General features: G+C 47.3%; 17 protein-coding genes. 4 read left to right on the top strand and 13 right to left on the bottom strand.

The annotated features are described in order from the left end of the window. Window positions 1-26: 26 nt before the first annotated feature. From KQI_RS0100775 to KQI_RS0100760, 4 genes are all read right to left on the bottom strand, one after another. Window positions 27-1,370: an extracellular solute-binding protein gene (locus KQI_RS0100775; protein WP_010344750.1), complete on the bottom strand. Its 1,344-nt coding sequence runs from the start codon at window positions 1,368-1,370 to the stop codon at window positions 27-29. A gap of 161 nt (window positions 1,371-1,531) precedes the next feature. After that, window positions 1,532-2,332 carry a response regulator transcription factor gene (locus KQI_RS0100770; RefSeq protein WP_010344749.1) on the bottom strand — a complete coding sequence of 267 codons (801 nt, stop codon included), beginning with the start codon at window positions 2,330-2,332 and terminating at the stop codon, window positions 1,532-1,534. Between the two features lie 2 nt (window positions 2,333-2,334). Next, on the bottom strand, window positions 2,335-4,095 hold the full coding sequence (locus KQI_RS0100765) for a cache domain-containing sensor histidine kinase (RefSeq protein ID WP_010344748.1): 1,761 nt from the start codon (window positions 4,093-4,095) through the stop codon (window positions 2,335-2,337). A 288-nt stretch (window positions 4,096-4,383) separates the two neighbouring features. Next, a complete protein-coding gene (locus KQI_RS0100760; RefSeq protein WP_010344746.1) occupies window positions 4,384-5,376 on the bottom strand; it encodes a Gfo/Idh/MocA family protein in 993 nt (330 codons plus the stop codon). A gap of 280 nt (window positions 5,377-5,656) precedes the next feature. On the opposite strand from KQI_RS0100760, the gene KQI_RS0100755 reads away from it, so the two are divergent. Beyond that, on the top strand, window positions 5,657-6,850 hold the full coding sequence (locus KQI_RS0100755) for a glycoside hydrolase family 5 protein (protein ID WP_010344745.1): 1,194 nt from the start codon (window positions 5,657-5,659) through the stop codon (window positions 6,848-6,850). Window positions 6,851-7,141: 291 nt separating this feature from the next. Then, entirely contained in the window at window positions 7,142-7,471 is a 330-nt protein-coding gene (locus KQI_RS0100750; RefSeq protein ID WP_010344744.1) for a hypothetical protein, read from the top strand. Window positions 7,472-7,638: 167 nt separating this feature from the next. Here KQI_RS0100750 and nfi read toward each other — a convergent pair whose 3' ends face one another. The 4 genes from nfi to KQI_RS29480 all read right to left on the bottom strand — a co-directional run bounded on the left by nfi (window position 7,639) and on the right by KQI_RS29480 (window position 10,432). Continuing rightward, complete coding sequence (gene nfi / locus KQI_RS0100745; RefSeq protein ID WP_010344743.1) at window positions 7,639-8,319, bottom strand: deoxyribonuclease V; 681 nt, start codon at window positions 8,317-8,319, stop codon at window positions 7,639-7,641. Window positions 8,320-8,337: 18 nt separating this feature from the next. After that, window positions 8,338-8,919, bottom strand: a complete 582-nt coding sequence (locus KQI_RS0100740) for an NAD(P)H-dependent oxidoreductase (protein WP_010344742.1) — start codon at window positions 8,917-8,919, stop codon at window positions 8,338-8,340. 72 nt (window positions 8,920-8,991) lie between these two features. Beyond that, entirely contained in the window at window positions 8,992-9,576 is a 585-nt protein-coding gene (locus tag KQI_RS0100735) for a TetR/AcrR family transcriptional regulator (protein WP_029389967.1), read from the bottom strand. Window positions 9,577-9,823: 247 nt separating this feature from the next. Continuing rightward, a complete protein-coding gene (locus tag KQI_RS29480) occupies window positions 9,824-10,432 on the bottom strand; it encodes a DUF4183 domain-containing protein (RefSeq protein WP_010344740.1) in 609 nt (202 codons plus the stop codon). 449 nt (window positions 10,433-10,881) lie between these two features. Between KQI_RS29480 and KQI_RS0100715 the strand changes: the two genes are divergently transcribed. Then, window positions 10,882-11,295: a DUF4183 domain-containing protein gene (locus KQI_RS0100715; protein WP_010344739.1), complete on the top strand. Its 414-nt coding sequence runs from the start codon at window positions 10,882-10,884 to the stop codon at window positions 11,293-11,295. A 534-nt stretch (window positions 11,296-11,829) separates the two neighbouring features. Continuing rightward, entirely contained in the window at window positions 11,830-13,113 is a 1,284-nt protein-coding gene (locus tag KQI_RS0100710; protein WP_010344738.1) for a pectate lyase family protein, read from the top strand. A 170-nt stretch (window positions 13,114-13,283) separates the two neighbouring features. Here the strand turns inward: KQI_RS0100710 and KQI_RS0100705 are convergent, their stop codons facing one another. The 5 genes from KQI_RS0100705 to KQI_RS0100685 form a co-directional block, all read right to left on the bottom strand. Beyond that, complete coding sequence (locus KQI_RS0100705; RefSeq protein WP_010344737.1) at window positions 13,284-14,351, bottom strand: ABC transporter ATP-binding protein; 1,068 nt, start codon at window positions 14,349-14,351, stop codon at window positions 13,284-13,286. A 213-nt stretch (window positions 14,352-14,564) separates the two neighbouring features. Next, window positions 14,565-15,944 carry a sensor histidine kinase gene (locus tag KQI_RS0100700; protein WP_010344736.1) on the bottom strand — a complete coding sequence of 460 codons (1,380 nt, stop codon included), beginning with the start codon at window positions 15,942-15,944 and terminating at the stop codon, window positions 14,565-14,567. 2 nt (window positions 15,945-15,946) lie between these two features. Next, entirely contained in the window at window positions 15,947-16,657 is a 711-nt protein-coding gene (locus KQI_RS0100695; protein WP_010344735.1) for a response regulator transcription factor, read from the bottom strand. Window positions 16,658-16,826: 169 nt separating this feature from the next. Continuing rightward, window positions 16,827-17,348, bottom strand: a complete 522-nt coding sequence (locus tag KQI_RS0100690) for a hypothetical protein (RefSeq protein WP_010344734.1) — start codon at window positions 17,346-17,348, stop codon at window positions 16,827-16,829. Between the two features lie 158 nt (window positions 17,349-17,506). Then, a partial coding sequence (locus tag KQI_RS0100685) for a WIAG-tail domain (protein WP_010344732.1) occupies window positions 17,507-18,791 on the bottom strand: 1,285 nt, incomplete at its 5' end.

Raw genomic sequence — 18,791 nt, 5'->3', positions numbered from 1 at the left:
GGCCGGACCTCCTCAGGTGGTCAATTTCAATTTTCCTTCTCGATGGCAGCCTTATGCTGATCGGCAAATTGCTGCGGTGTCACCGCTTTGCCAAACAACGCCTGAATCATATTCAAATGTACCTGCGCCGTGCTCGGCTTCATCTGTACATCGGCGAATAATGTAATGCTGCTGGCTTGATTCAGCCCATTGAGTAAGTCGACATACAACTTGGGCAGGTTTCCTTTGGAGGTGTCCACTTTCGTCGCCGGAATAACTCCCGCCTGCGTTACCGATTGCTCACCCCATTTGACGACAAAATATTCAACAAAAGCTTTGGCCTCTTCTTTCAGCTTGGAATTTTCCGATACGAACAAGCCTACTCCCGGCCCTCCTACCCAGCCGTTCACATTGCCCTTGCCGCCTGCAACCATTGGAAATTTAAAAAAGCCAATTTGATCTTTAAATGCTTGCGGGATTGCAGGGTTGGTCGTAAAATTCGGCAATTCCCAGGTCCCCATCAAATACATAGCCGCCTTGTCGTTCATAAACTCGGATTTTCCTTCATCATTGGACAAGCCGTTAAACCCCTTGTTAAAGGCATTCATATCCACGAGCGTCTGGATTTCGGAGGCCGCCTGAATTAAGCCAGGGTCATCGAAAGATCCTGAGCCGTCAATCGCTTTTTTCAGTGTATCGTTACCCGCTATACGATCTGCCAGATACATGTACCAGAGTGAGCCAGTCCAGCGGTCTTTATTGCCCAGTGCAATCGGTGCAACGCCATGATCCGCCAGACTTTTCACAACTTGCTTCAATTCGTCATATGTCGCGGGCACTTTCAGGTTGTATTTTTGGAATATGGCTTTGTTGTAGTAGATGGGTGAAATGTTTAATTCGATGGGTAGTGCATACGTTTTTCCATTCAGCGCATAAGCTTCAGTCGTTCCCGGTACGAATTTGTCCTTCAGCCTGGAACCATTCAACAGGTCATCCATCGGCGTAAATAATCCGCCCTTGACATAAGGCTCCATGAAGCCCGCTGCCCAGGTGATGCCGATATCGGGCAATTCATTGGAAGCCGACAGCACTTTGAGTTTGTTTTTATATTGTTCGTTTTCCAGCACTTCCTGCTGAATGACGACATTCGGGTGATCCTTTTCGTATTGAGCTATAATCTGGCTCACAAGCTTGCTCTGCTGTGCCGAGCTTCCCTCCGGCCACAGGTGCATCATTTTGAGTGTAACCTTTCCCCCTTTTCCATCGGAACCACCCTGACCATCCTTACCAGTACCGCAGCCGGATAGCACCAGTATCAATGACAGCAGCAAGATTAACCCAGCAACCCATTTTCGGTGTGAGCGCTTACGTAAACCATACTTGTTGGACATCGTTAGACCTCCATGGTTATCATTTTATTTTTTTGTAACCGTTATCATTTGTAAGTTTAGCACTCCGCTCCTGCTTCCAACAGGGTACACTGATTGGGTATAATTCTACTTTTATTGGGTTGTATATTGGGTTGTGGACTGGGTTGCGAGTGCCTATGCTGTCAGTCAATAGTTCCCGGTCCTTTACGCATCTGCTGCCTGTAGCGGCTTGGACTTACTCCCTCAGCTGTTTTGAACACTTTTATAAAATATTTATCGGTCCGGTAGCCTGAACGCTCTCCGATTTGTGCAATCGTGAGCTGGGTATGCAGCAGCAGTTCCTTGGCCCGCTGCATCCGCAGTCGGTGCAGATATTCGCTGAACGACAAGCCGCTTTGCTGTTTGAACAAAACACTGAAATAGCTTGCATTCAGGTGTGATTGCGCGGCAGTCTGCGCCATCGTAATAGGTTCGTGAAGATGCTCTGCCATATAGATGAAGGCACACCGTACCGGATCGCTAAGAGTTGCACCTTGGAGGTCAAGCTCTAACAGCACAGGATCAACTATCTTTTCCAGCTTCTCGTACCGTTGACGTTCATCCTCCAGCCGTAGAGCATCATCTACCGCTTTCAGCAGTTCCTGCTTATCAATCGGCTTGAGCAAATAATTGACGGCTCCCAGACGGAGAGCCTGCTGGACATAATCAAACTCGGCATACCCCGAGATGACAATAATCGCCGGTCGGCGTGAATCCCGTTCGAGGGAGCGGATTAAATCCAGTCCGCTGAATTCCGGCAACCGGACATCCGTAATCAGCAGATGGACGGTCTCCGCCCGCAGCGTATGTAATGCTTCCAAACCATTACCCGATGTCACAATCCGGTATTTCCCGGCTGCCCATTGCTCCAGTGTCTGGTGTATTCCCTGACGTGTTCGCTGCTCATCATCTACAATTACAATGGTTTTGGATGAAACACTCATTCCTACCGCCCTCCGTATTCATCAGGAATTTCAAAAGCGACCACCGTTCCTTCCTGCACCGCACTCTGCACCAGCAAGCCGTCTGTTGCATCAGGCGCACTGTTATAATAGAGAGCAAGCCTGCGCTGCACATTCGCCAGTCCCATACCGGTCCCTTTGCTCTGGCAGGCCGATCCTCCCGTCAGTACTGCACGCACAGCTGCAAGTTCCTCCAATGTCATTCCAGGCCCGTCATCTATGACTGCGATCTGTATCCACCCCGGTCTTGCCGAAGGAGTGACGCGGATTTCAACGTGCCCGTTGCCAATGCGATTTTCGACGCCATGCAAAATGGCATTCTCTAAAATGGGCTGAATGAGCAGCTTCGGAAGCGGAATTGGTGCTGCCTCCTGAGGCATATGAATTTGCCAGCTCAGACGTTCACCCAGACGCATCTTCATCAGTTCCAGATAACGGCGGACTTGTGCCATTTCTTCCCCCAGTGTCACCCAAGCGTCATGGTGAGCCGGTTCGATAACATACCGAAACAGCCGTGACATGGACACCATCAGCCCGGCCAGCTCATCTTCTCCCCTTTCCTGTAGCGACCAATTAAAAGCATCCAACGTATTAAAGAGAAAATGCGGGTTGATCTGTGCCTGCAGCGCTTTAAGCTCGGTTTGGCTTTGCAATACCTCCTTCTCGCAAATGACACGGATCAATTCATTGATGTCAACAATCATCGTGTTGTACTCTGCATTCAGTTCCCGCAGCTCGACCGCTGCGGCGGGTTCCGGATTCAGGGCCAATGCTCCTTCTCGTGAACGGCGCATCGCCTGAATCAAATGTTCTATCGGTTTGGTAATCAACGTCGACAGCATAAAGGACATAAGCAGGAATAACACCGCACCAAGAGACGCAGAGATGATCAGTGTCGTCCTTAAAACTGTAATTCCGTCGGTGGCGACGCTAACCGGAATCAGGATCAGCAGCGACCAGCCGGTCCGCTCCGATTGCTGCACTGCCTTCACATATTCCCGCTCTCCGATATGAACCGTCTGCGTCTTGCTGTGCAGTACAGCTGACAAATCCGTCTGGTTCACAGGTTCACCTGACAGCAGCTGGCCCTGACGATCTACAAGCAGCATCGTTTCACCCGCTTCTTCCTTGACCGCCGATGCATCATTCAGCCCGAAATAGCTTCGCTCCATGCGGGTAATCAGATATCCTCCACGTGAAAACCAGCGGTCCACCAGGCTCACCTGCCGAATCGCCAGCAGCGACTGAGGGTCCTCGGGATCAATGCCGATCCAGACTAATCTTCCTTTCATCTCATTCGCTTCCCGGATACCCGCCTTTCCGATACGATCCTCCAGCCTGCCCTCCCTAATCGGAAACAACATCTCCCCTTCGGCGGTATACAGCTCCAGCGAGCCGACACTCGGCATATATGCCTGATAGCTATGCATCACTTGCAGCAGGGACTGGCGCTGCCGAAATGACACTTTCCCTCCGCTGCGCTCTTCCAGCAAAATATGCTGAACAGACGGATGATTTGCCACCTGCTCCGTCAGGCTGTCCATCTGGCCGATTAATGCATCCAGCCTCCCGCTTGCTTGTACCGCCGTCTGGCCAATATGCCGCTCGGCACTGTTTTTCAACAGGTGAGAGACATTGAGGTAAATGAACGCCCCCGCCACACTCATCATGATGAGCATCACCAGTATAAATCCGATAAAAATCTGATTACGTAACGTGTTTAATGGTTGGAAACTTGAGCGCATATGCATTCTCCCCCCTGGACCATCGCAGAAAAGTTGATAATGATAACGCTTTCTATTTTTCTATTCTATCGCATCGTTCTCCTCTGTTAGCATATTTTACAGCAGAGATGATGAATAAAGACGGACCAGACGGATATGAAATAAAAAAATCTGGGGCAAACGAAAAAGATGACTCCCAAAGAATGCAGGAGCCATCTACTCGCTAGTTATACCGAAGCTTCTTTCAAAGCGCCCAAACCAAACTAAGGTACAATTCAGGCTCCAAAGCTTGCATATTTAATTTGTATCCTATTGAAGCACAGCCAAAATGCGGTCGCACAGCTCCATAGTCTTCACATTATCCCGTCCACTTGAATAAGGTGCCTGTCCTTCTCGGCAGCAGCTCATGAAATGTGCGATTTCACCAACAAAACCGCGCAAATACAAATCACGGTAGCCGCCCGACATCGCCGAGGCTGAAGATGTCAGCACCGTGTCCGTTTCCGCAAGGGTTTTCCAGGGGAGCTCTGCGTGACTCTCCGACTTGTGAATGATCAATGTGTTCACCTCATCCGCGTTCGCAAAGCCGTGATCAAAGGTTACAGTGATACCTTCGCTCTCGCGCGTCCATGCCGTCATACCTGCGAAGTATACGCTGCCCACCACACCATTTTCAAATTTTAACGAAATCGTATGGGAAATAAACTCGCCGTTATCGTTCGCAAATCCGGTAACCTGAGCCACTTCCCCGAACAAATAACGGATCAGATCGACCATATGAACCCCCGCCAGCTTTATAAAATCTTCGCCGGTTTTGCAAAACAGGGTGCTGTCCACGAGAAATTTCGCCTGAAATGAGTGTGCGGCCCCAAGCGAGCCTCCCTCAATCAGTTCTTTCAATTTTATGTATACAGGTGCGTAGCGCTTCATGAAGCCAACCATCAGCACGACGCCTGCCGCTTCGGCCGCATCTGCAATTTGAGCCGCTTCCTCAGCGTTCCAGCCCAGTGGCTTGTCTACAAAAACATGTTTTCCAGCCTTAATACAGTCCAGTACGAGCGACGGGTGATCTGCCGCTTGTGCAATCACGACAACTCCATCACAGTCTTCCTGCTCCAGCATGGTCTTGTGATTGTCATAAGGGGTCCCGCTGCTCCCAAAGCGCTGAAGCGCTGCCTTCGATCTGCCTAAATCTCTGGTCGCAATCGCTTGGATTTCAGCACCTGCCCCAATGACAGCAGGATATATATTCGTTGAAGCGTGAAAACCAGCCCCGATAAAACACAGCCTCGCCTTGCTCATGTTGATCCCTCCAAATGTACACACTACAATATTCCGATACCATCGTACCATATGACACAGTATATACACAGTGACCGAAAGAAGGAACACGGCAACGACTTTGCCTATAATGAATAGGACAAGTTATTTTCATAATTAAGATTGCTAGAAGAAGGTCCATAAACCGTCCTTTTTATATGAATATTATGAATTTTATGAACTTGTTTAATGGAAGATTTCAACATAAAATGAAATTGTAATAGATTGTAAATATATTTTAATAAAGGAGGAAGCAAAAATCATGAAAAGAAAAAGCATGAAGAAGCCATTTCTCGTTATGGCCTCTCTCGTAATGGGCTTCACCTTGTATGGCTACACTCCTGCTTCGGCAGATGCAGCCAGTGTGAAAGGATATTATCACACCCAAGGAAACAAAATTGTGGACGAGTCCGGGAAGGAGGCAGTATTTAATGGTTTGAACTGGTTTGGTCTGGAAACTCCGAATTACACTCTGCATGGATTGTGGAGCCGTTCGATGGACGACGTGCTGGACCAGGTGAAAAAAGAAGGCTACAATCTGATCCGTCTGCCATACAGTAATCAGTTGTTCGATTCCACTTCCCGTCCAGACAGTATTGATTATTACAAAAATCCTGATCTGGTTGGATTGACTCCGATTCAAATTATGGACAAGCTGATCGAAAAAGCCGGACAACGCGGTATTCAGGTTATCCTTGACCGCCACCGTGCCGACTCCGGCGGGCAGTCCGAGCTGTGGTACACATCCAAGTACCCTGAATCCCGTTGGATCAGCGACTGGAAAATGCTGGCCGAACGTTATAAAGACAACCCTACCGTCATCGGTGCGGATTTGCACAACGAACCACACGGTCAGGCAAGCTGGGGCACAGGCAACCTCTCCACAGACTGGCGTCTTGCGGCGCAGCGCGCAGGGAATGCGGTTCTGTCCGTAAATCCAAATTGGTTGATTCTCGTAGAAGGTGTGGACCACAATGTCCAAGGCAACAATAGCCAATACTGGTGGGGCGGCAACCTGACTGGTGTAGCCAAGTACCCTGTCGTGCTGGACGTACCGAACCGTGTCGTATATTCTCCGCATGATTACGGCCCTGGCGTGTCTTGGCAGCCATGGTTCAACGAGTCGAGCTTCCCGTCCAACCTGCCAGCCGTCTGGGATCAAAACTGGGGCTACATCAGCAAGCAAAACATAGCTCCGGTGCTGGTTGGTGAATTCGGCGGCCGTAATGTTGATTTGTCTTCTCCTGAGGGTAAATGGCAAAATGCACTCGTAGACTATATTGGTGCCAACAACTTGTACTTTACGTACTGGGACCTGAATCCAAATAGCGGTGACACGGGTGGACTGCTGCTGGACGACTGGGTTACCTGGAATCGTCCGAAGCAGGATATGCTGAGCCGCATTATGAAGCCCGTAACGTTCGTGACGGGACAAGCGAAAGCAACAGCTGAATAGACCTGTCGTCTCTATAGGCTGGCTATGCTTTTTTTGCTAGCTAAAAAAACCGCTTTTCCTCCTTCTAGCTCAGATCATGCTGGGCCTAGAAGATGTGGAGAAGCGGCTTTTTTTGTGGCAGCCCAGCTTTATACATTGAAAATACCCACAACGAATGGGTCATTCTGTAAACTAAATCTCTCTTTTAACCGATAAATACATATGTTGGATTTAGTAATAACAATATATACTCCAATCTTCGAAGAAGGGGCTCACCATGAACGTAAACATAACTAGAAAGGAAGTTTTCATGTGATTATTTGGAAGGGTTTTGGTATTTTGAATATCGTTATTCCAGCGGTTATATTCATTGTTGTCAGTGCTATATTATCCTCTCTAGGGCTTAAATCAATAGATTCCCGGCTGCCACTGGCTTTTGTGTTCATTGTATCGGGAGTTATTATCTGGCATCTGGGGAAAGCGCTCAACGCCAAATCAGGCAAAGTGCTAGTAGATATGGAAACGGGGGAACACTACCGAATGGGAACCGAGCACAGTCTGTTTTTTATCCCGATGCATTATTGGGGCCCTGTCGGTCTAGTATTAGGATTTATTTTAACAGTTGCAACGATATTTACATAACATGGATTGTATAATATGGATTGCAAAACATGAGCTATTTCTTAATCAAGGTGTGCCTGTAAAGTAATATAAAGTGTACGTTACCTGATTCTTCGATGCATAATCTGTATAAACGACCACAATGCGAGCGAGTCGCTCTATTGTGGTCGTTTTTCCTAAACGTAAGGCTATTCATAGGTCTTGGATAAAACCTTTCTCACAAGCTGGTCAGCTTGTCGAGTTGTCTCAGGCAAGCGATAATGTGGAGCAAGCTTTAATATCCAATTGCAGGCGGTTTCTAATGAAATACGATGACCTACGGATACGAAAAGAGGCTTAACGCTTTCCTGAGTTCTTAATACACTTCCGATAATTTCCTCATCATCAACCAATAACGAACATGCGCCTCTTTCTTGAGAGGGTTCTTTATAATCACCCCACAGCCTCGTTTTACCACATCCAATTGTAGGAGCATCAAAGATAACCCCTAAATGACTGGCTAATCCAAACCGTCTAGGATGAGCAATTCCTTGGCCATCGCAGACAATTAGCTGAGGAGAGGTCTTTATTTGCTCCAATGCTTTAACTATAGGCGGTAGCTCTCTGAATGAAAACAATCCAGGGATATAAGGAAATTGGACAGAATCTTCAACGACCACTGATTCCACGATGTTTAATGAGTTTGCTTCTAAAATGACGATTGCAGCAATTAATAGATCACTTTGTTCACTGTAGGCCACGTCGATCCCGGCAACATAATTAATTTCAGGAAATTGGTCTTCCTTTGTAACTTTTAAAGATAATTCCTTTTGTAATTTAATTGCTTCCATTTCGCTCAAATTCCATTTGTGATGTATGACTGGTTTCATTTTTGCCCTCCATTAAATTCAGCTCATGCTTCGCCCCAACTGCTCCACCTTGCTCATCCAATCATTGCGCTGTTGATCCGTCTTCTTATTCATGAGATCAATAGCGGTAGAACGCACGGTCTTGACACCGCATAGACGGAGCGTGGAATCCTTCAGCATGCGATGCCCTGGCTGTCCCTGAAAAAATCGGTAATACCAGTGCGGTCCATCCATCGTTGATATGAGATGGGCCGTTCTGCCTTTTAAGAGCTGATCAGGCAGGGGTTTGCCTTTTTGATATTTAAACGCAAAGCCCGGCATAAAAACACGGTCAATGAAACCCTTCATTAAGGCAGGCAGGCTGCCCCACCAGATCGGAAAAATGAAAACAAGATGCTCTGCCCATTTAATCCATTCCTGAGCTTGAATCAGGTCAGGCTCCAGCGGCAATTTATCACGATATCCACCTGATAGATTCGGATTAAAATCCAACGCGGACAGCTGCAGCAACCGCACCTCAGCTCCCGCAGCCTCAGCTCCTTTTACATAGGATTGAGCGAGCGCTTCTCCATAACTGCCAACGACCGGATTTCCTTGAATAACCAATATTTTTTTAGACATACAAATCACTTCCTACCCTTATATTATGATTTTAGTTAGAAAGCACTAACCTTTTATTTAAAAAGAAAAGGCCTATTGACCTTTACTTAATAAAGCGGTTAAACGCTGCTTCACCTCGGCTGCAAATAGAGTGAGTTCCTGCGGAAGCTCACCTTCCAGGCTGGACACGGATAAGCGTGTAATAGCTCCAATGATCAGCACACCGGATAGCCGGGGATCCTGCTTGGGCAATTCTCCCCTCCCAATCCCCTGCTCGATGAATTCCGTTAACGCCTCCAGCGGCTGACGTACATTCTGACTCTGGCTTGCCTCAATGTACAGCTCATGATGCTGCGACAGCAAAAGCAGGCCATACTGATCTTCATCATGCATTCCCAGCACTTCATCTACCAATTGATGGAAACGAGTGACAAAGCTCCCATTCTGCTTGCGATAAAAGTCAATTAATGTAGTGTAACTGCTGCAATACTGCCCGAATACTTCCATTGCCATTGCATCTTTACTCTTAAAATGCTTGTATATCGCGGCATCCGTCACACCGGCAGCCTCTCCAATTTGTTTGACGGAAATTCCGTCAATCCCCTTGGTTGCAAATAAGCGCATCGCCGCCTGCAATATATCCTTCTTCTTGCTATCTACATGTGTTTTCTTGTTCATAAGCATATAGTAAGTGATAACTAACCAAATTGCAAGCCATATGTAAACAGGTGCCCATGCACTGACCATTGAGGAATTTCGTAATCTTGTGTTTGCCTCCAAGGAGACTGCTGGGCGGGCTGCGCAATCCATTCTGGCCGAGACTGGCAGCCGACAGCTTGGCGTTCGCATTGAAGGACCTGCGCCGTATAACCATTTTTGGTTTTAAAATAACCTTTATAACATGCGGTATTGTATCGTAACGGTGTCACGCACTGGACCGCACACTAAATTGAACAATTTCCACAATAATAGGTGTTCCGGAGGAAATTGTCTCCCCTTCATTGAGGTGAATCGTCAGCGATACAGGGGTCAGGCTGTACAATGTGCTTTCTTGGATCATGCCGTTAATATACAAATTGGCATAGCTGTTGCTTCCGACATGAAACCGCTGAAAAGCCTCTTGTACCCCATCTACAGAAAATTGGTCCGCCATAATCGTGACCGAAGATTCAATCGTATCAGGAGCAAAATAAAAATACCGTTCCGCAGTGGGTATAATTTCAATATTTGAAATGTCAGGTGCCGGGCCGGGAGGGCCTGCTATACCTTGTGGTCCTGTTGGACCAGCGATGCCTCGTGCTCCGGCAGGACCTTGTAAGCCTGTTGGACCCGGTACACCTGGCACACCAGCCGGACCCGGCAGTCCCTGTGCTCCCTGTAACCCTGCTGGACCCGGTATTCCTTGAACTCCCGGTGCTCCCGGTGGGCCCGGTATGCCCTGTAATCCTGCTAAACCTGGAATACCCAATGCACCTGTCTGCCCCGCTTGACATTGCTGTCCTGGCAAACCGGGAATGCCTCGCTTATCTACCAAGTTCCTTTTCTTCCGACGCCCTCCATGAGTATTGCAATACCTTCGTTGTATGTTTAGCTTTGGATACCTTTGGACATGGAGTCCTCTTTTTTGTCTACCTTTGAGTGGATAACTTGTTTTACGTTTTTTTCGACTGATGATTTTGCAATGTACAGCTCGTTTTCCATGTCGCCTTAGTGCTGATTCGCGTCTCCTCATACCAGTCGCCTACACCTCCTTTTCCCAGCCTCATGTATTATATGCACATTTCCCATTGGGGGTTTTGGGCATTTGAATAGACAAATACCGAGTGATCATTGTGCCACCTACACTTGCAAAAAATAGGGCCTCCTCTATCCACCCTATTATAAATAGAAAGGTTAATGTGCCGTTTCCGAATAGGTTAAAAAATCATTTATTGATTAAGAGCCAGTAAATGGCTCATACCCACAAGGAAGGAGGTAAGAAGCATGCCAATCGTAAAACCTGTTTTTACTGCGGTTGCTACAGCTCCAGTCGCAACCGGCGGTGATATAACCACGACCATAGCCCCAACCTCAACTCGTTTTTTCGCAACGATTACGGCCGGTATGATCGGAGCAACAGATACAACTATTCCTGCTGCAAGCTTTGTAAATGATGCCAACGCTCCGGTTGTTAATTTACCGACATTAGCGGCTACTGATACTTCTAATTATTATGTTAACGGACTTGTTCAACAAAACTCCTTATTCACCCTAACCACAGCAAGTCTGGTCATTGGCGCAACTGATATTTCAGTAGGTGTCCCCGTTGTTATAGACATATCAAATTTTAGCGGCACAACCTCCACCATCACAACCCAACCTACCATCTCTGCTCCTACCATTACGATTACCAGCTGAGGCGTTTCACATTTTAAGTTCAGATAGACTGAGTATTCAATCACACTGTACACTAACACTACCCCGTATAAGCCCGAAAAGACCGGTTCAGATAAAGCATCTGAATCGGTCTGCCTGCTCAAGATATCGTTTATAAACGGCCTGGGTCAGCACCTCAATCTGATAACGATCCTACTCCAATATGTAATCGTTAACATTTTGAGTAGATCTATTGCACCTTTTCTAGTCTAATATGAAAGCCCTGAACAGTGTTGCTTTCGAGCAAAAAATACAAAAACAATTCCATATATTCATATATACAATTCCTATTTCATATGATTGTTAACGTTTTCATTTTTTTGTATGCGCTTTTAATGGAAAAAGAAGGGTTCTATTTCATTATATAAAAAATTAGACAAAAGTTTTAGTATGTAACTTTTATTATATTAACAAATACTGGAACGCGAAGTATGATAGAAAATGTAGAAAACACAGGAGCACCCGGGACTTCCTTCGTTCGTCTACTCCATTCATCTCATAATACGGAGGTATTTTATGAAAAAGAGATTTTCACTCGGAATCGCAGCAGCCTTACTGTTCACAACCCTGGCTCCGCTTGGTACACCTGCTCATGCAGCCACTGATATTGGTAAAGAAACGCTCGGCAGCAAAAACGGTTGGGCAGCCTTTTCTACAGGCACAACGGGCGGAGCTGCGGCCTCCTCTTCCAATATTTTCACCGTAACGAATCGCAAGCAATTGGTGGATGCTTTGGGCAAAAAAAGCAATAGTACGCCTAAAATCATTTATGTTAAAGGAACAATCAATGTCAACGCCGATGACAATAACAAGCCGTTGGGATTGAACGATTACAAGGACCCTAAATATGATTTTGACGCCTACCTCAAAGCATATGACCCATCCACATGGGGGAAAAAGGCACCGTCCGGAACATTGGAAAAGGCACGTGAGGCTTCCCAAAAAAATCAGGCCAGTCGTGTCGTCATTGAAATTCCATCCAATACAACGATTGTTGGTCTGGGTAGCAATGCCGTTATTAACGGCGTGAACTTCCAACTGAAAAAAGGGATAGACAATGTCATTATCCGCAATATTGAATTCCAGGATGCTTACGATTATTTCCCTCAATGGGACCCAACCGACGGCAGTACAGGCAACTGGAATTCAGAATATGACAGCATTACCGTTAACGGTGCCACGCATGTATGGGTAGACCATAATTCCTTCAATGATGGATCTCACCCCGATAGCCAAAACGGCACTTTTTACGGTCGAGAATACCAGCATCATGATGGACTTCTGGATGTGATTAACCAAGGCGATCTGGTTACGGTTTCTTACAATCACTTTTACGATCATGATAAATCGTCAATTATTGGCAACAGCGATAGCAAAACAGCAGATGAAGGGGCTTTGCGTGTAACCCTGCATCACAATTATTATGAAAACACAGTACAACGCACACCACGTGTACGGTATGGACAAGTCCATCTGTACAACAATTACTATACAGGTGATGTAAAACGCTCCGAATATCCTACACTGTATATATGGGGCGCAGGCAAATCCTCCAAAATCTTCGCCGAAAACAATGTCATTGACGTTGCCGGTTTAACTGCAGCTAAAATCGTGACTGTCTTTGGTGGAACTGCCCTGTCGGATACGGGCACAATCCTGAATGGACAAGCTGTTAACGCAGGCTCCAGCGCGGGTCTTAGCTCCTCTGTAGGCTGGAAACCATCGCTGAACGATAAGATTTCTCCATCTGCCAGCGTAAAAGCAGAAGTCACTTCTCAGGCCGGTTCCGGCAAACTGTAAAAACGGCTTCGCTAACACCAACAATATAGCTGATCCTTACAATCTGCTGTTTACACCAAAAAGGGCTGTCCTCCCCGTAGATGATTCCATGGAGAGAGCAACCCTTTTTTTATTTCAGAATTTTACAAATTCTCATTTACGAGTCGTTTAGCAGCAAATTACATCGTTCATTAAACGCTGTATTGTTCTACCAAAACCGGCTTTTCAAATGCATTATCCAGCTTGCGAAGCTTGGCCTTTACCGCCTCTGGTGGCTCAACCGCAGGCGCATCTGGATGCAGCAGCCATGATTTCACAAAGTGTGTATCAGATACTTGAAAGAGTGGAGGCTCTTTCTCAAAGTCAATTTTCATGGCATAAGCACTGCGGGCTGCAAAAGCATCGCCTACAGGTGGGTGCAACAGATCCGGTGGTGTGCCCGGAATAGCCGCCAGCTTCTGACCATGGCTGTCCAAGCTTGGCATGGAAGCGAGAAGCCCCCAAGTATATGGATGTTTTGGATTATAGAAAATTTCATTAACTGTTCCGGTTTCCACGATTTGTCCGGCATACATAACAGCCACGCGATCCGCCATCTTCGCTACAACGCCGAGGTCATGGGTAATAAAGATGATGGAAGTGTTGATCTTCTTCTGAAGGTCTTTCATCAATTCCAAAATTTGAGCTTGAATCGTTACGTCCAGCGCAGTCGTCGGTTCATCGGCAATCAGAAGCTTGGGATTAGCAGCCAGTGCCATCGCAATCACGACACGCTGACGCATACCGCCACTGAACTCATGCGGATACTGGTTAAAGCGCTGCTCTGGATGCGGAATACCTACCAGGCTAAGCAACTCAATGCCCCGCTTGTGAGCAGCATCCTTGGATATCTTTTCATGCTTGAAAAGCACTTCCGTGATCTGCTTGCCGACCTTCATTGTCGGATTAAGCGAAGTCATTGGGTCCTGAGAAATCAGACCGATTTCCTTACCACGAATTTTTTGCATCTGCTTTTCTGTTTTATTAATCAGCTCTTCCCCGTCAAATAAAATTTGACCCTTTTGATACATACCGGGAGGGGTCGGTATCAGCTTCATTACAGCCTGTGAGGTTACGCTTTTGCCTGAGCCGGATTCGCCGACAATGGCCAGCGTCTCTCCTTTATTGACATGAAAGTTCACGCCACGAATGGCCTGCACTAGTCCCTGACGGGTCTTGAAAGATATCGTTAAGTCCTTCACTTCCAAAAGGCGGTTCATCTCATCACTCTTTCATTTTTATTCATCACTATTATTGACCACTATCTAAAAAAACGACGTTCATGAGTCAAGGTATATACGAACAATTTTACTCAGTTTAGTGCCTGCCAGTCAAGCAATATCTAAAATAAGCCCAAAAACCTCCCATAGATTGTTATATCAATGGAAGGTTAAGCTTGAAAAACGATCAGTTTCAACCATTTTTGCATTCATTTATAACATATGTTGTATATAACTGAACCGCGCCCCGCCCAATGGTGAACGTGTGCAGCTCAATTCGCCGCCCAGCCGGGAAGCGATTTGACGGCAAATAGCCAATCCCAGACCCGTGACACCGTTAGAACCCGTATAAAATCTCCCGAACACCTCAGCTGCCTCTTGTTCAGTCAGTCCTTCTCCATCATCATCCACATGCATAACCCATACAACCTCCGGTGTTGTCCCTGCCTCCAAATGAATGACAACCTCCGTAAAGGTGTGTCGAACCGCATTTTGCAACAAATTCAATATCATGCGGAACAATTGCTCGGCTGGAACGGCCACATGCAGGCCCTCCCCCTCCACACGAAGCGAGATCGAACGTTCAACAGCCACCGGCATCAACAAATGAACAGCGTCCTCTGCCATGCTTCTAAGATCTATCAGAGAAACAGGCCACTCTTCATTCAACGCCTCCAGCCTTGATAGCTGAAGCAGCTTTTCCACCATATCAATTAATCGCTGGGACTGCACTTTAATGATACTTAGCCCCTCGTCCTGGGATACCACTTGATCCTGAATGGCATATACGTAGCCTTGAATAGACATTAACGGTGTCCTTAGCTCGTGAGATACATTTTGCAAAAATTCAATCTGACCGTTGTGATGCTGCTGAATACGGGCCGACATGGAATGGAAGGTGCCGATCAGTTCTCCAATTTCACTTTTGTCTGCCTGCGGAAAATCACTATCCTGTGGTTGATTCGGCTCATAGTTGCCTACAGCCTCCTTCAATCGCTTGAGCGGGCGTACCAGTCGTGAAACGACCATCAGCCCAATAACGAGAATCACCAGAAAGCTCGCCACGATGGACAATATTGTAGTTCTCATTAACGGCACATAGAGTGCTCTCAATGAAGACAACGGCGAGTATACAAAAATTCGATAAGGTTGGCCAGGTAATTCTTCATTTGTAAACAGTATCTTTTTACCTTGAAACACGGCAACCCCTTCATGTACGGAAGCCAGATCATGGGCAGACGGATGAACAGATGCAAAAAATCCCTGACGGATCAATAGCAAACTCTCTATCTTCTTCCCCTCCACTCCAGACACGCTGGAGTCGATGATACGATTGTCCGTGCTTAAAATAAAATAGTCGGCAGACAAAAGCATACCTTTGATGACATAGTTAAGCTCAGCGTTATCCAGCCGGTCAAAGCCTCCGTCGCTCATAATATGGACGGCTTTGCGTGCCTGCTCGTGAAGCTTGGATTTAGCTTGATTTACGAGTAGGTCGTCGATAAGCCTGATGAACAAAACGACCGTAATACAGACAGTAATGAGCATTGCGATAGATAGAGACAGCAGTATTTTAGCTCTCATCGTACGCATGGCTACTGCTCCTGAACCGTTGCTTTATATCCGAATCCCCACACGGTATTAATGACGAGCGTAGAGTGGTATTCCGCCAGCTTTTTACGAATTCGTTTGACCAGATCGTCCACGACCCTCACATCACCTATAAAATCATAGCTCCACACCTGCTGAATCAGATGCTCCCTGCCAAAAGGTCTTTCCAAATGATTGGAAAGAAACAACAGCAGATCAAATTCACGGGAGGTCAAATTTAACTCTTGTCCGTCCACAGTGACCTTACGAAAATCTGCAAAAATACACAGATTGCCTGCTCGACATGCTTCTGCACCTCCTGCCGCTTCCTTATCATCCGATGCAGACGTCCCGGCCTTGCTCAGTCGCAGCATCGCTTTGACCCTCCCAACCAACTCTCGTGGATTAAAGGGCTTGGTCAAAAAATCGCTGCATCCCAGCTCCAGCCCGTGGATACGATCACTTTCTTCACCACGCGCGGAAATCATAATAATTGGCATTTCCGTAAACTCACGAAGCTGAGTCAGCAGGGAAAGTCCATCAATTCCGGGCATCATGATATCAAGAACGAGGCAGTCTGGACGGTCCGTACGGATATGCTCTACCAGGGTTTTGCCACTAGAGAAGGAAGTTACCTCATAAGATTCTTTTTTCAAATACTCAGATATTAATTGCAAAATGAACACGTCGTCATCCACCACTACTATTTTTGTCATGACCATAACCCCTTGCTGTTGTTCTGGATGGTTCCATCCTCTCTATTAGCTTAACAGAAGCCCAGCAAAATAGACAAAAGACGGGTATACCGTTCCCGGTCCCGTCTTTTCTTATTCTGAATCGCTGCTGTATATGCCAGGCGAACTGAAAACTGACTGCACTTCAACCTTATTTTTTGGTTGTTGTTACTGCTTTAGCTGCCGCTTTCGGAGCTGTTTTCACTGCTGTTTTTGGAGCTGTTTTTGCAGGTGCTGCTTTTTTAACCGGAGCTTTGTGAACTACTTTGTGAGTTGCTTTTTTAGCTACAGCATGATGTGCACGAGTTTTGTGAGCTGTTGCTTTATGTTTAACAGCATGATGTTTAACTTTATGATGCTTCGCTTTCACTGCTTTTACTTTGTGGCTTGCCACTTTTTTGGCAACTGCTTTTTTGGCAGGAGCTTTTTTCGCTTTTGTTGTTGCTTTATGAGCTGTCACAGCTTTTTTAACGGGTGCTTTCACCACAGGTGTTTTCGTTACAGGCGCTTTGGCTGGTGTTTTGGCAGCTGGTGCTGTAACTGCGGGAGCTTTAGTTGCTGGTGCAGTTGTGGCTGGAGTCGTTGGTGCTGTAGCGGCGAATGCGCTGCTAGCTCCTCCCAGTACGCTTACTACGGTCAATACGGCTGCTGCATTTTTAGTCCATTTTTTCATGATTGAATCACCTCTCCTTTAAAGTATCTTTAGCTTATCAGGAGAATTCGGGATAATTGTGGAAGAAATATGTGAAAAGTATATGAAAAAAGCGTGTAGCTCTGTATCTGGAAAACACCCGAGCTGCACGCTATATATGTCATACAATAACGCCTTGACTAACCGATGGCAATCCATGAGACAATGCCGTAATTATGCGAGGTTTCGTTCCATTTGGTTACGACGATCACCGCACCACCGGGCGTCTGTGATTTTAATGTCGCATGAAAAAGAGGATGGTTGGTCATGGCTACAAGCGTATAGTCCGGGTTCACAAAAGGCTCCCCGAATACAATCGTAACCTCCGTCTCTCCTTCGCTGCCCTTCAGAAGAAACGGTGCTCTGCCGAACTGCTGCAATGCGGGCTGATTCGCACAGGTACGAACAGGTGTGATGCTCAGATGCTCCGGCTTCACTGCGCTCAGCTCCAGCTCACGCGAGCCCACGGAGCCTTCCACCAGATGATGCCCCTCGATGCTCTGCTCTGCCAGGTGATGGCTTTGTACCGCAGCGGCCTGCAGATGCTCCGATCCTACAGCATCCGGACTCAGCACCTCACTGTCGACAGCCTGAGCTTTCAGATGGCTGCGAGATACACTGTCTGCCTGGAGTCTGTCGCCACTGATGCCTTCCTCCGGCAAAAGCCCCGAGAGGTGGATATCTGTGGATAGCTGAGCCAGTGTCACCGCCCCCGGCTTCAGGTGATACGTATCAATGACTTCCTCGCCAATATGTTGGCCTTCAATGGACCCCTCAGCCACATGCCAGGACTGTACTGCTCCATTCGCGATCTTGCTGGATGTAACCGCTCCTTCCTGCAAGGCATCCTCCGACACCACCTGTCTGCCTACATGCTGCTGCTGGATGGCCCCTGCTTGCAGATGCTCCGACTGGACGGAATCCAGAGCGATATGCCTAGATTGCACCGCTCCTTCTGCCAGCGCAGATCCTTGGACCGCCCCATCGGCCAGATGCTGAGGGTGTACAGCATGCTCCGTCAGATGTACGGAGCTTACACTAGCTTCCGCCAGATTCGAAGCATGCACCGCCCGCAGCGCAAGCTTCTCACTGTTCACGCTTCCTGCCTGCAGGGCGTGAACCGATATACTCCCCGGCGCAATATGCTGGGTCGTCACTGCCGAAGCCTGCAAATGGGCAGAGGTGACGGATTCCGGGGCCAAATGGTTCGACTGGATAGCCTCTTCTGCCACATGATTCCCTTGCACTGCTTCGTCGATAATGTGCCACGGCTGGATGGAATAAGGTGATATTTTGGTCGCTGTCACACTCTCATCCGTCAGCTTTTCCGAAGTGATGCTTTCCGCTTGAAGCGCACGACCGGATACACTGTCCGGCGCCATGTGTTGGCCTTGAATGGACTCCTCAGCCACATGCCAGGACTGT

The organism is Paenibacillus peoriae KCTC 3763 (assembly GCF_000236805.1).
Lineage (GTDB): Bacteria > Bacillota > Bacilli > Paenibacillales > Paenibacillaceae > Paenibacillus > Paenibacillus peoriae.
This window is presented reverse-complemented; position numbering and strand designations above follow the sequence as displayed.